Origin of the sequence: Pedobacter sp. 22226 (genome assembly GCF_052045455.1) — a bacterium.
In the GTDB taxonomy this organism is placed as follows: Bacteria; Bacteroidota; Bacteroidia; order Sphingobacteriales; family Sphingobacteriaceae; genus Pedobacter; species Pedobacter jeongneungensis.
The window spans coordinates 210,078-224,124 of the sequence record NZ_JBQEPB010000012.1 but is presented as its reverse complement, the minus strand read 5'-3'; the positions used below and the strand labels follow the sequence as shown (position 1 = coordinate 224,124).

12 protein-coding genes and 1 riboswitch are annotated in these 14,047 nt (G+C 38.0%); of the genes, 8 read left to right on the top strand and 4 right to left on the bottom strand.

The window, feature by feature from the left end:
• Positions 1-20: 20 nt before the first annotated feature.
• Complete coding sequence (locus tag ACTJKC_RS23960) at positions 21-1,352, bottom strand: O-acetylhomoserine aminocarboxypropyltransferase/cysteine synthase family protein (protein ID WP_440796004.1); 1,332 nt, start codon at positions 1,350-1,352, stop codon at positions 21-23.
• Between the two features lie 261 nt (positions 1,353-1,613).
• A riboswitch (SAM riboswitch) is annotated at positions 1,614-1,724 on the bottom strand.
• 212 nt (positions 1,725-1,936) lie between these two features.
• On the opposite strand from ACTJKC_RS23960, the gene ACTJKC_RS23955 reads away from it, so the two are divergent.
• Positions 1,937-2,950, top strand: a complete 1,014-nt coding sequence (locus tag ACTJKC_RS23955; protein WP_440796002.1) for a hypothetical protein — start codon at positions 1,937-1,939, stop codon at positions 2,948-2,950.
• A gap of 124 nt (positions 2,951-3,074) precedes the next feature.
• Here ACTJKC_RS23955 and ACTJKC_RS23950 read toward each other — a convergent pair whose 3' ends face one another.
• On the bottom strand, positions 3,075-4,190 hold the full coding sequence (locus ACTJKC_RS23950) for a trans-sulfuration enzyme family protein (RefSeq protein WP_440796000.1): 1,116 nt from the start codon (positions 4,188-4,190) through the stop codon (positions 3,075-3,077).
• 123 nt (positions 4,191-4,313) lie between these two features.
• Between ACTJKC_RS23950 and ACTJKC_RS23945 the strand changes: the two genes are divergently transcribed.
• The 5 genes from ACTJKC_RS23945 (at position 4,314) to ACTJKC_RS23925 (ending at position 8,757) form a co-directional block, all read left to right on the top strand.
• Positions 4,314-4,808, top strand: a complete 495-nt coding sequence (locus tag ACTJKC_RS23945; protein WP_344851913.1) for a hypothetical protein — start codon at positions 4,314-4,316, stop codon at positions 4,806-4,808.
• Between the two features lie 337 nt (positions 4,809-5,145).
• The gene (mqnE, locus tag ACTJKC_RS23940) at positions 5,146-6,339 is read left to right on the top strand and encodes an aminofutalosine synthase MqnE (RefSeq protein ID WP_440795998.1); all 1,194 of its coding nucleotides are present in this window, start codon (positions 5,146-5,148) and stop codon (positions 6,337-6,339) included.
• 96 nt (positions 6,340-6,435) lie between these two features.
• Positions 6,436-7,059, top strand: coding sequence for a histidine phosphatase family protein (locus ACTJKC_RS23935; protein WP_440795996.1), 624 nt, complete (start codon positions 6,436-6,438; stop codon positions 7,057-7,059).
• Between the two features lie 139 nt (positions 7,060-7,198).
• Entirely contained in the window at positions 7,199-7,924 is a 726-nt protein-coding gene (locus ACTJKC_RS23930; protein ID WP_440795995.1) for a menaquinone biosynthetic enzyme MqnA/MqnD family protein, read from the top strand.
• 56 nt (positions 7,925-7,980) lie between these two features.
• Positions 7,981-8,757, top strand: coding sequence for a Fic family protein (locus tag ACTJKC_RS23925; RefSeq protein ID WP_440795993.1), 777 nt, complete (start codon positions 7,981-7,983; stop codon positions 8,755-8,757).
• 227 nt (positions 8,758-8,984) lie between these two features.
• Here the strand turns inward: ACTJKC_RS23925 and ACTJKC_RS23920 are convergent, their stop codons facing one another.
• Entirely contained in the window at positions 8,985-9,299 is a 315-nt protein-coding gene (locus ACTJKC_RS23920) for an HPF/RaiA family ribosome-associated protein (RefSeq protein ID WP_440795991.1), read from the bottom strand.
• A gap of 74 nt (positions 9,300-9,373) precedes the next feature.
• Positions 9,374-10,123: a phospholipase D-like domain-containing protein gene (locus tag ACTJKC_RS23915; protein ID WP_440795989.1), complete on the bottom strand. Its 750-nt coding sequence runs from the start codon at positions 10,121-10,123 to the stop codon at positions 9,374-9,376.
• 477 nt (positions 10,124-10,600) lie between these two features.
• On the opposite strand from ACTJKC_RS23915, the gene mutS reads away from it, so the two are divergent.
• Together mutS and ACTJKC_RS23905 are read left to right on the top strand one after the other, a co-directional pair.
• On the top strand, positions 10,601-13,213 hold the full coding sequence (gene mutS, locus ACTJKC_RS23910; protein ID WP_440795987.1) for a DNA mismatch repair protein MutS: 2,613 nt from the start codon (positions 10,601-10,603) through the stop codon (positions 13,211-13,213).
• 186 nt (positions 13,214-13,399) lie between these two features.
• Positions 13,400-13,924, top strand: a complete 525-nt coding sequence (locus ACTJKC_RS23905) for a C40 family peptidase (protein ID WP_440795985.1) — start codon at positions 13,400-13,402, stop codon at positions 13,922-13,924.
• The last annotated feature ends 123 nt before the right edge of the window (positions 13,925-14,047 follow it).

Below are 14,047 nucleotides of genomic sequence, written 5' to 3'. Positions count from 1 at the left end.
AGCGCTTTGAGGGCAAGAATCTAGGCTAATAAACTTTCTGTAGGAACCTTGGCGTTAATGGTTGCAAATGCCTGTTCGAAATCGGCTTTAATATCGTCGATATGTTCAATACCAACCGAAACCCTTAAAGCATTTGGTTTTACACCTGCCGCCAATTGTTCTGCATCGCTTAATTGCTGATGTGTGGTTGCAGAAGGTTGAATAATCAAGGTTTTGGCATCGCCCACATTGGCCAGGTGCGAAACCAGTTTTAAACTATCGATTATCTGTGAGGCATTTTCTTTACTTCCTTCTAATTCAAAAGATAAAACAGCTCCAAAACCGTTGCTTAAATATTTTTTAGCCAGGTTGTTGTATTTGCTGCTGGCTAAGCCCGGGTATTGCACTTCTTTAACCAGCGGATGGTTTTCTAACCAGGTGGCCAGTTCTAAAGCATTATCTACATGGCGTTGTACACGGAGCGATAACGTTTCTAATCCCTGTAATAAAAGGAATGAATTGAAAGGTGATAGGGCAGGACCTAAATCCCTCAGGCCTTCTACGCGGGCACGGATAATAAACTGGATGTTGCCGAATGGGCCACCGATGCCGAACACATCGCTGAAAACCAAGCCGTGATATCCTTCTGAAGGTTCAGAAAACTGAGGGAATTTTCCATTGCCCCAGTTATAATTTCCGCCATCTACAATAACACCGCCGATGCTTGTTCCATGTCCGCCAATCCATTTGGTTGCCGATTCTACTACAATATTAGCGCCGTGCTCCAATGGTTTAAACAAATACCCTCCTGCTCCGAAAGTATTGTCGACCACTAAAGGAAGGTCATATTTTTTAGCTATTGCTGCAATTTTCTCAAAATCGGGCACACTGAAAGCCGGGTTACCAATGGTTTCGAGATAAATGGCTTTTGTTCTATCGGTGATTTTACTTTCAAATTCCTCTGGCACATCCGGATTTGCGAAATCAACATGGATGCCCAGGCGCTTAAAAGCCACTTTAAACTGGTTGTAAGTTCCACCGTAAATGTGAGAAGAAGAAACAATACTGTCGCCAGCTTCTAAGATATTATTTAAGGCAATAAATTGCGCAGCCTGACCTGATGCAACCGCTAAAGCCGCTACACCACCTTCTAAAGCGGCAATTCGTTTTTCGAAAACATCATTTGTAGGATTCATAATCCTGGTGTAGATATTTCCAAACTCTTTTAAGGCAAATAAATTGGCGCCGTGCTCAGCGTTATTAAATCCATAAGAAGTTGTTTGGTAAATTGGTACAGCTCTTGAACCTGTAGTTGGATCTATTTCCTGACCTGCGTGTAATTGTAAAGTTTCAAATTTATATGATGTTGACATGATTGCTGTTTTATTTGTTGAACAATTAGATAGGGCGGTTTAGGCTGATCCTAAAACCTGGCAGGGCGTATCCCGATTTCCGGGACCTTCCAGTTTGAAAAAAACAAAAAAGGAAGATTTTTATATTACTGTATGCAACAGCACATACAGGTAACCATACGCATATCGCAACAAATAAAAGAAACAGAAGATTGTACTACTTTTTCTGGGTTTGCACTGGGCTCGCTTAGCGATTGAAGATTTAATGTTTTCATCAGTTCTAATTTATATCTCCGGATAACACCGTGTTATCCGGTCAGGAATTGGCACCTTCTCTTTCTGAGGGTTGCCAGTGGGTCATCGAGCCAGTCTCTCGCCACTTCTTTATAAATCAACCCGTGAAGATTGACTTTTATTCAGCTTTCCGCCAAATAATATTTCAAATGTCTGAATTTAATTTTAATCCACAAAATAAAATTTTGATTTTACATTAACAATCTAATAATGAGCTAATTATTTTTATGTTATGTTTGCGGTTTAAAACTTTTAATATAAATTAACACTTAATATTCTAAGTTTGTGCATCCTATCTAAATTGTAACTTCATGAAAAACACAAAATCCCTATGTTTAGGACTGTTATTTGTTGTAACAGGTTTAAGCAATGCCAGCGCTCAATTTGGCGGCCTGAAAGATAAATTATTAAAAGTAGGTACAGCCCAGGGCGCTAAAGCCTTAGGTATTGACAGGTTTTTAAAGCAGCCTGCCGCCATTACCACCAGTTTTGAAGATGTAAACAGGGAAGGCGAGAAAATGCCGGATTTTATTACTGCTTTAAAATTAAAAGCCCAGCCTTTATATTTATTGCCTAAAAATCCTGATGGTGGTTTTATACTTTGTGAAGGCTTGTACGAAATGACAAACAAAAGCTATTGTTTAAAAGCCGGAACCTTTGCGCCATCAAAGGGTGATGGTTACATGTTTGCCCCGGTTTTGGGTCCGAAAGAGGAAATTGTGGTTTCCATATTAAAAAGTGCAGAAAAACATCCCGAAGTAGAACAGCACGATATACAAGCGTTACTTTGGACGATTATTGCCAAAACAAAATTTGCTGATTATAACGGACAGGTTAAAGTAACCGCCATCAAACTATTAACAACCAAACAGCTTACTCAATTAGAAGGAGGTGCTTTGGGTGTTCTGCCTTTTGATGTAATGGAAAAAGCAAAAGATCAGTTGCCATCGGGTGTGAGGGCTGTTTTTGAGGCAGAAAACAATATACGCCAATTGGTAGCTTCAGGCAATTATACTTATGCTGATCTGGAGAAATATGCTATTGTTGCCGGCATGGCGCCACCAAGGAGCGATGTGCCAAGTGGCATCTGGACGAAACACCCTGACGGCTATTATGTGCGTTATTTCCCTTCAGGATATTCGATTACAAAAGTTCAGGTTTATGTGCCAAAAGAATTACTGGCTAATGGAACAAAACTGATTTATGATGCTGCAGGAGATATTGCCTGCCCGGCGAATACAGGTTCGCAACGTTTAGCGCAAACCAATGAGCCACTGGAGGCAAATTATTCTTTAAAGCTGATTACGGTTTGTAATCCAAAATAGATTTTAAAAATAATTAGTCATTGCGAGGCACGAAGCAATCTTACAACGATCGCTAGTTGCGGGTGCATTAAGATTGCTCCGTCGGCTGAAAAAGCCTTCCCGCAATGACGAAAAATTTTCCTTTCTACCCCAGCGCCTGTGCTAAATCCGCAATAATATCATCAACATGCTCTAATCCAACAGAAATACGGAGCAGGTTTTTAGGTGTTGTACTATCAGGTCCTTCTACCGAATAACGGTGTTCGATTAAACTTTCAACACCACCCAGGCTGGTGGCCTGCGCAAATAACTGAACTTTATTCACCACTTTGTGTGCGGCTTCAACATCTCCTTTAACCAGGAACGACATCATGCCGCTAAAATCTTTCATTTGTTTTTTTGCAATTTCGTGCTGAGGGTGACTTTCCAACCCGGGATAAAAAACAGCTTCTACATTTGGATGCTGGTTTAAATATTCGGCAACCTTTTTTCCATTTTCACAATGGCCTTTCATGCGGTAGGCCAGGGTTTTAATACTTCTTGTTAATAAAAAGCAATCGAAAGGGGCAGGAACTGCACCACCGGTTTGCTGTATATTTTTGATTCGTTCCCATAATTCATCTTTTTTTGCGGTTACTAAAATTCCACCAAGTACATCACTATGTCCGCCTAAATATTTGGTACTGCTGTGCATTACAATATCGGCGCCCAATAAAATCGGGTTTTGTAAAATAGGAGAGGCAAAAGTACTATCGCAAACCAAAGGAATATTTTTAGCTTTAGCTATTTTGGCAATTGCTTCTATATCCGTAACTTTTAATAAAGGATTTGAGGGTGTTTCGATCCAGATTAACTGCGTATTCGGTTTGATGCTGTTCTCGATCAGATTTAAGTCTGTTTGATCTACAAAATCAAATTCCAGGCTCTCGTTAAAAATAGTGAGCAACTGTTTTTTTATTCCCCAGTACATGTCATCGGGCGCAATAATGTGGCTGCCGGGTTTTAAAGCCTGAAACATGGCCAGTCCGCAGGTATTGCCGGAAGAAAAGGCTGCTGCATCTTCGCCATATTCTAATTTGGCTACAGTGTTTTCTAAAGCAGACCGGTTTGGATTACTTACCCTGCTATACATGTGTCCGCCCGGATAGCCACCATCTTCTCCACGAAAAAAAGTTGTGGTTAGATTAATGGGTGGGGTAACATCACCTGTAGCAGTTTTTAAAAGATTAGAGGCGTGAATAGCAAGGGTTTCAGGTTTCATGATAATTTATCGTGGTATGAATAATATTGGGATACAATTTAATAATTTGCCGCTAATTTAAGGTTCGTAATGGTTTTGGCAAGATTTATGTAACAAGTTTGTCGAAATTTAATTAAACAAAAAATGAAAAGATTATTTATAGCTATCGCAATAGCATGTTCTACTTTAGTAATGTTACAAAGTTGTAATACCGCAAAAAGGGTAACTGCTGGTGTTACGGGTAGCAGAGGTACAGTTGTTCGCGACTGGGTAGTTAGTAATGTAGCTTTAGAAGGTTTGCCTGATGGCGCTGTACAAGGCTTATTTGGCGAAAAATCTTACAAATGCTTTCAGGGAAGTACGTGGCATTTAACCAACAGCGGTAATGGCTCTTATACTTTACCGGCATCGAGCGCCTGTGGTTCTGTAATGCAAACTATTTTCTGGTCGGCAGCTCCTAAAGATCAGACTTTCCAGTTCAAAAAAATATTTGAAGGCGATAAAGCTAAAAACGTTGCCGAAGGTTACCGTTTAGTTTTAACCGATCTTTCGAGCACACAGATGATCTTAAAATCACCAATTGAATTTGGCGGCAGAACTGCAAATATCATTTTAACATTTGTGCCTGAAGCAAAATAATTTAATTTACCTGTGAAAAACATAACAGAGCACTTCTGAAAAGAGGTGCTTTTTTGTTATGCAAAGGCGTTTGCCACGGATGCTCAGATTTACACTGAGTTGTTTTTTTTCGAAGGTTTAGTTTCTATTGTACATATACAAAAATAAAATCCGTGCTTTTCCGTGTCTCCGTGGCCAAATGCAAAGTAAGGTACTTTATAAAAAACACAACATCTGTCTTTATCCGTGTTCATCAGTGGTTAATTAATATTGCCACTATTCAAAAATCGCGGTTTGTTACAAGAAAATGATTTTCAAATCGCCTCATTATTGTATTTTTGTTCAAAATAAATCAGGAATGAATACAACTGAGCAAGTTGAAAAAATATTAGCTGATACCAATTTATCAACTGAATTACAAAACATAGCACACAAAGTTCTTCATGGAGAGCGGATTACATTTGACGAAGGCGTATATCTTTACGAACATGCCGAACTGGGTTACCTCGGTATCCTGGCAAATTTTATCCGGGAGAAAAAACATGGCGATAAAACTTATTTCAATCGAAACTTCCATTTAGAGCCGACTAATCTTTGTGTTTACGACTGCAAATTCTGCTCTTATTCGCGTTTAATCAAACAAAAAGAAGAAGGCTGGGCTTTAACGATGGAGCAAATGCTTGATATTGTTAAAAAATACGATGGTGAGCCCGTAACCGAGGTACATATTGTTGGAGGCGTGCTTCCGCAGTATGATGTAGCTTTTTATTCCGCTTTGTTCACAGCGATTAAACAACATCGTCCTGATTTACACGTAAAAGCATTAACACCTGTAGAGTATCATTATATCTTTAAGAAGGCTAAAATCGATTACGCAACAGGTATGCGTTTGATGAAAGAAGCCGGACTGGAATCGATACCAGGTGGTGGCGCAGAAATTTTCCATCCGGAAATCAGAGAGCAGATAGCCAAAGATAAATGTACCGGTCAGCAATGGCTGGATATACATGAAGAGTGGCACAAACTGGGTATGAGAAGTAATGCGACTATGCTTTACGGACATATTGAAAAATTTTGGCACCGTGTAGATCACATGGAAAAACTCCGCGAACTGCAAGATCGTACTGGTGGTTTCCAGACGTTTATTCCTTTAAAATTCAGAAATCAACATAACCAGATGAGTAATGTGCCAGAATCATCAGTAATTGAAGATTTGAGGAATTACGCCATTGCCCGTATTTACATGGATAATTTTGATCACATTAAAGCTTATTGGGCAATGATCAGTCGCGAAACAGCACAGTTATCTTTAAATTATGGCGTTGATGATATCGACGGTACTTTAGACGATACCACCAAAATATACTCTATGGCTGGCGCAGAAGAGCAAACGCCTGCAATGAGTACTAAAGAACTGGTTAATCTGATTAAACAAGTAGATAGAAAAGCAATAGAACGCGATACTTTATATAATGTGGTGACCGATTTTGAAAACGTTGTTTTCGAAGAAGAGAAAAAGCCTCAATATTATAAGCTGCCAGTAGTGAATTAGTGATTGAATTAGAGAATGACTGAATGAGAATGAGGATATTGAGCGTTAAATTTAACATTCAATCACTCAAAAATCCCTCATTCAATAATTAGTTAGATGAAGGAAATATACATCATACGCCACGGCGAAACGGAACTTAACAGACAAGGCATAGTACAGGGCAGAGGTATAAATTCTGACTTAAATGATTTGGGCAGGGCACAGGCCGAAGCTTTCTACCAAACTTATAAAGACATTCCCTTTGATAAAATTTATACTTCCGATTTAAAACGTACCTGGCAAACCGTACAAAAGTTTATTGATTCGGAATTACCATGGGAAAAACTTTCGGGACTGGATGAACTGGCCTGGGGTGTTTGGGAAGGAAAACCCAATACTGAAGATGCCCGCGATGCTTTCCGTGAGATGTTGCAAAGTTGGGAGAATGGTGATTATACTGCACATTTTGAAGGTGGCGAAAGTGTTCAGGATGTGTACGAGCGTTTAAAACAGCCTATGGAAGTGTTAATGACCAGACCAGAGGAAAAAACAGTGCTTTTATGCATGCATGGCAGGGCAATGCGTGTTTTCCTTTGTTTATTATTAGACAGGCCATTAAGCCAGATGACCGAATTTCCACATCAAAATACAGTGCTGTATAAAATGGGTTTTGAAGATGGAAAATTTACCGTGCTTGAATTTAACAGTGCCGTGCATTTAGATGGCTTAGTAATTGAATAAATTTATGCTGTCATGCTGAGAAACGAAGCATCTGTTTGTTGATAGGAGATACCTGTAAGGAGCAGTAATAGTCGACAGGTATATCGCGACAAAGCTGCAGATTCTTTCTGCCGTCAGAATGACAATAAAACATAACACCTTGAATAAGATTAAAATATCGGCTGTTGCTTACACCAACACCAAAGCTTTTATATACGGATTAACACATTCGGACATTATAAATAAAATTGATTTAAGTTTAGATATCCCTTCAGATTGCGCAGCCAAAGTTATTAACGGTCAGGCCGATATTGGTTTGATGCCGGTTGCTGCCATTCCTTTAGTACCTAATGCAAATATTGTAGCCGATTACTGCATTGGTAGCGATGGAGGTGTTAATTCAGTATTTATTTTTAGCGATGTTTCTGCTGAAGAAATTAAGACGGTAAGACTGGATGCCCATTCGCGCACATCAAACAATTTAGCTAAAGTATTGCTTAAGTTTCATTGGAAAAAAGCAGTTGAGTTTACAACTGATCCTACTTCAAAAACAGATGCTTTTGTTTTAATTGGCGACAGAACTTTTGGTAAAAAAGATGATTTCGCCTACGCTTACGATATGGGCGAGGAGTGGAAAAACTTTACGGGATTACCTTTTATGTATGCTGCATGGGTGGCCAATAAAGAAATTTCACAGGAATTTAAAGATGAGTTTAATGCTGCTTTAAAATTTGGTTTAAATCATAGAAAGGAAGTTTTGCAGGAATTACCAGCATCACCAAACTTCGATCTGGAAGATTATCTGTACCACAGGCTTCAGTTTGATGTAACAGAGGACCGCAAAAAAGCATTGAATTTGTTTTTGGGGTATATTGAGCAGTTATAAAATAGAATCGCTTTTTACAGAATCAAATCCTAAATTAGCCTAAAATCCTTTTTACAATGTTTGATGAATTAGAGATTATTCCTGTTGATTTGTTAGAGGCCTATTCTTTACAGATTGACGATGATCTGCAGGAAAAATTCGATCGGTTAAAGGATGCAGAAATATCGACAAGTGAATTTAGCTTTTACACATCAGTATCGTCGGTATATTCGAGCAAAATAGAAGGGGAGAATATAGAACTTGATTCTTATATCAAACATAAAAGGTTTGGTATTGAATTTTTACCGGATTATACAAAGAAGATAGATGACTTATATTTTGCCTACGATTTTGCCAAAGATAATCAGATAAACGTTAATAATATTGCCAAGGCTCATCAGTTATTGAGTGAACATATTGTGGCCAAAAATTATCAGGGTAGGCTAAGAAACCACAATATGTATGTTTCTACTCCAGATGGACGCATAGAATATGTAGCTGTAGGTCCAATAAAACTTGCCGAAGAAATGGAAAAGTTATATCACGACTTAACTTTGTTGTTAGCGGTAAGATTAAACATTAAAGAAATCTTCTTTTTTGCCTCCTTGATTCATTTGGTATTTGTGAAAATCCATCCGTTTAACGATGGGAATGGTCGTACAGGTAGATTGTTGGAAAAATGGTTTCTTTCGCAAAAACTCGGTGAAAAAGCCTGGTTTGTTCAATCAGAGAAAATGTATTATGAAAATCATCAAACCTACTATCAAAATTTAAGGGTTTTAGGTTTAGAATATGAAGAATTAGATTATTCGGGAGCATTGCCATTTTTATTAATGCTGCCTAAAGCATTGTAATTGTCTATGCTTAAGTAAATTAATAGGAAGATATGTCAACATCGTTTTATAACAAAAAAGCAATCTAATCAGATTGCTTTTTTGTTACAATTTTTATTTAATTGATATTTTCGAAAAGGAGGGATTTGTTACATTAGATTTCCCGACTTCGCTTCACTTCGCTCGAAATGACGGTTTTGATTAGGTAGTCATCTTGGTAAGCCTGGCTGCAATTAATAAAGAATAAACTAATGGCTTTTCATCTTCCCGGCTACTTTTTCAAGCGTACTTTTTAATTTGCTAAGCGCACCTGTAATGGCTAAATCGTAAGTATTACCCAGGTTCGAAACTGCTATTGGTTCTTTACCGGTAATTCTGGCTTCTAATAAACATCTTTTATCATCCAATCCTTCTTTACTGCCATTTTCATCAGATAAATGAACTTCTAAGCGGGTAATTAAATCGCTATACCTGCTCAAACCTTCTGTTAACTGGCTTTGGATTTTTTCGTCGTATTCCTGGTGTATCGTTAAGTTTTTGTCGGTGTTAAGTTGGATCGTCATAATTAAAATATTAGGTTAAATTTATATTAAGTTAACAGTTCTAGGGTCAAAACGTTTTAAAAATACTGTGAATTTTAATTAAGGGGCTCGGCGTATAATTGTCTTCCCCAAAGTTGTATATCTGCAGCCAGCATATAAGGGTTTTCAAAAAGTAGGTCAATTTCCTTACTTATTTCTTTAATTGCATTTACATCTGTTGTTCTGATTCGAGTTTCATGATTAAATTGAGTACCACTCTGGGTAAAGTTTAGTGAGCCTATATATGCTATCTGGTCATCAATTAAGTAAATTTTACTATGAATTATAGATGTTTTTTCGTTCGCTATGTAAACTTTAAATGGAAATAGCTGTGTATAATAGTAAGTGTATATCCGCAGTTTTTTTATTTTGGTTTTATATAAGCTTTGGATTAAAAAAAGTATAATAATAGGCGTAAAACAAAAAAACACTTTAGTATCCCTGAAATAATAAGCCAAAACAATTAATAAAGCTATTAAACTAAAGCCAGCATAGGAAAGTTGGCTTGTAAAATTGATCCACTTATCTCTGATTTTTTGCTTCTCAATATTAGTATTTCGATTTTGAATAATCAGTTTGTAGATATTTTTTTCACGATAGCCATAAAAGTCTTCTATATTATTTGTTGTTATTAATTTGATGTCAATGTTGTTGTTTTTTAGGTAAATCAATTCTGAAATCAAATAAGGTGATAGAAAAGGGGAGACTATCTTAACTGAACGCTTTGCAGCTTTCATATCATTAATGAGCTTTTTGCCAGCTCCGCTTCCAATATAGATATCACAAAGAGCGTTATTGTAAAACATATTTAAAATAGGGGAATAGTTTGATTAGATTTATAAATTTTTATCCCTATTAAGATAAATTTAAGAAAATTTCCTTTATTTTTATTAAAGTCTAACTTTTGGGTTATTAAGGTTTTATTAGAAACATGCCATTGTTTATAAACCTGATTGAAATGAAAAGCCCGTAAGTGAGGAACGAACGCGGACTTGTAATGAAAAGCAGGACTGCAGCCTCCGAAATGAACAGAACCCCTCATTTTCTAATCGTGGTTAACTGTATAAATCGATTAATTGGTTATAAAACTATTGTTAATGTTTATTGAAAGATTAATCATTGATTATTAATTCTTAGGTTACTTGTTTAACTATATAAACAGGTTAACTGTGATATCCTACAATTAACTGATTAAACAACTCATTTTTTTTAACTTTTCAACAAAACAGCCGTAAAATGCATATTCGTGTTATCTTTATGGCTTTTGTAAATTAATTTCAGTTTTGGCTAAAGACACGAATAAAGAAACCCCTTTGATGCAGCAATACAACGCAATTAAAGCGAAGTATCCGGGCGCACTTTTACTATTTAGGGTTGGCGATTTTTATGAAACCTTTGGCGAAGATGCCATTAAAACGGCTCAGATTTTAGGTATTGTACTTACCAGAAGGGGCACGGGACCAAATGGCGGTGCTTTAGAACTGGCAGGCTTTCCGCACCATTCGCTGGATAATTATCTGTCTAAACTGGTTAGGGCAGGGCAGCGTGTAGCCATCTGCGATCAGCTTGAAGATCCTAAAACCACAAAAACCATTGTTAAACGTGGTGTAACAGAGCTGGTTACGCCAGGTGTAGCTTATGGTGATAACATTGTAAACCAAAAATCTAACAATTTCCTGGCCTGTGTTTACTTTGATAAAACACAACTGGGGATTTCATTTTTAGATATTTCTACCGGGGAATTTTTAATTGCACAGGGCAATAGCGACTATATAGATAAACTTTTGCAGGGCTTTAAACCTACGGAAGTAATTTTTCAAAAATCGAAGCGACAAGCCTTTACTGAGAACTTCGGCGATCGCTTTTATACTTTTGGTTTGGATGAATGGCCTTTCACCACCGATTTCGGTAATGAAACCCTGATGAAACACTTTGAAGTTTCTTCGCTTAAAGGTTTTGGTGTGGAGCGCCTGCAAAGCGGGATTGTAGCTGCTGGTGTGATTTTACATTATTTAGGTGAAACTGAGCATCGTAACTTGCAGCACATCAGTTCAATAGGTCGCATTGAGGAAGACCGTTACATGTGGTTAGATCGTTTCACGATCCGCAACCTGGAATTGGTGAATTCGCCGAATGATAATGCGGTAACACTTTTCGATATTCTGGATCATACCTGCACGCCAATGGGTGCACGTTTGCTGCAAAAGTGGATTATTATGCCTTTAAAAGAGCTCAAACCAATTCAGGAGCGCCTTGGAATGGTGGAGTATTTTGTTGGACATGAGGAGTTACAGGGTGAGTTTTTAAATAATATTAAACAGATTGGCGATTTAGAACGCTTGATCTCCAAAGTAGGTTTACAACGCGTTGGTCCGCGGGAATTGGTGGCTTTAAAAAGGGCTTTATACCACATCGAAGCGGTTAAAAAACTGGCTGCTGATTCTAAAAATCCTTTCCTGATTAAAATTGCGGATCAGTTGAATCCATGTTTAGCCATCAGGGATAGAATTGAAAGAGAGCTGCAACCTGAACCACCGGCATTACTGATTAAAGGAAATGTAATTGCAGATGGCATTGACGAAGATTTAGACCGCCTCCGTAAAATTGCTTTTGGCGGTAAAGATTACCTGGTGCAGATCCAGAAACGTGAGGCAGAAGCAACCGGCATTCCATCGTTAAAAATAGCGTTCAATAACGTTTTTGGTTATTATTTAGAAGTTACCCATACCCATAAGGATAAGGTGCCTGAAGGCTGGATCCGTAAACAAACGCTGGTAAATGCCGAGCGCTACATTACGCCTGAGCTTAAAGAATACGAAGACCAGATTTTGGGTGCTGAAGAAAAAATTCAGGCAATTGAAATCCGTTTGTATAACGAACTGATGTACGAAACCGCCAGTTACATTAAACCGATCCAGCTTGATTCTTTTTTAATTGCCCAATTGGATTGTTTGTTATGTTTTGCGCAACTGGCCGCCAAAAATCATTACAATAAGCCAAAAGTTACCGAAAATAAGGTGCTTGATATTAAAGGTGGCCGACACCCGGTAATTGAGAAGCAATTGCCTGTAGGACAGGAATATATCACCAATGATGTTTATCTGGATACTGATAGTCAGCAGATTATTATGATTACCGGACCAAACATGGCGGGTAAATCGGCTATTTTAAGGCAAACAGCCTTAATTGTGCTGATGGCGCAAATGGGGTCTTTCGTGCCTGCAAAAGATGCTGAAGTAGGTTTGGTAGATAAAATTTTCACGCGTGTGGGGGCTTCTGATAATATTTCTTCGGGAGAAAGTACATTCATGGTCGAAATGAATGAAACGGCCAGCATTTTGAATAACATTTCGGATAATAGCTTGATTTTACTGGATGAGATTGGCCGCGGGACAAGTACCTACGATGGTATTTCGATAGCCTGGGCCATTGCAGAGTTTTTGCATCAACACCCAACATCAAGGCCTAAAACGCTTTTTGCCACCCATTACCACGAATTAAATGAACTGGCGAATACCATGCCGCGCATTAAAAACTTTAATGTTTCGGTAAAGGAGATGACCAATAAAGTGATTTTTTTACGTAAACTGGTTCCGGGTGGAAGCGAGCACAGTTTTGGTATCCACGTGGCAAAAATGGCTGGTATGCCTCCAAAACTGATTGGGCGGGCAAATGAAATATTAAAAAAGCTGGAAATTGACCGTACTGAAGGACAGAGCATTAAAGACAGCATTAAAAAAGTGCAGAATCAGGCTTATCAGTTGCAGATGTTTGCCATAGATGATCCTGTTTTGGTTAAAATCCGCGATACCTTAAACAACCTAGATGTAAATGCCTTAACACCCGTAGAGGCTTTGCTAAAATTGGACGAAATACAAAGATTGATTAAGAATTAAGAACGGTATAGGGTTTAAGGCGAAAGGTGAAGAACCGTAAAGCTAAAAGAAATAACACAATAGAAATTACCTTAAACCTGAAAATTTAAGATAATACAGGATTATGAATGTAATGCGATAGCAATTACCTTATACCCTAAGCCTTATACCTTAAGCCCAAAAAGTTAATATAAGAATGGCAACACTATGGATATAACCTTAAACTTTACGCCCTATACCTTCCGCCTCAAAAACATTCTTTATTTAATAGCGCTGGTTGCCTTCTTCTCTTCTTGCGGTACGCGTAAATATACCGTTAAAAGCGATACCAAAGCTGCTAAAGCGGCTGATGCCATGGCCAATTTAAAAAGTAAGCAGCTTTATCGTTTCATAACCGACTGGACAGGAGTGAGGTACCGTTTTGGCGGGTTGGATAAAAGCGGGATCGATTGTTCCGGTTTTGCTTTTTTATTGGAGAAAGAAATTTATGGCATTATATTACCCAGAATTTCACGTGATCAGGCTAATGCAGTAAGAAGAAAAGATATTGATAATTTAAAAGAAGGCGATCTTGTGTTTTTCTCTTTTGGCGGCAATGATGTAGATCATGTAGGCGTGTACCTCAATAATGGTTTTTTCGTTCATGCCAGTACCACACGGGGTGTAATTGTTGATGATTTGACATTACCTGCTTACCAAAAGGTGTTGGTGAAATCAGGATCAGTGAATTAATTCTTGTCGTCATATCGCTGGAGTGCAACGGAATGGAGAAATCTATAATATAGATTTCTCCATTCCGCTCCCGATGAAAAATCGCGGAGCTACAGTCGAAATGACGAACTTGTTAATAAAAAC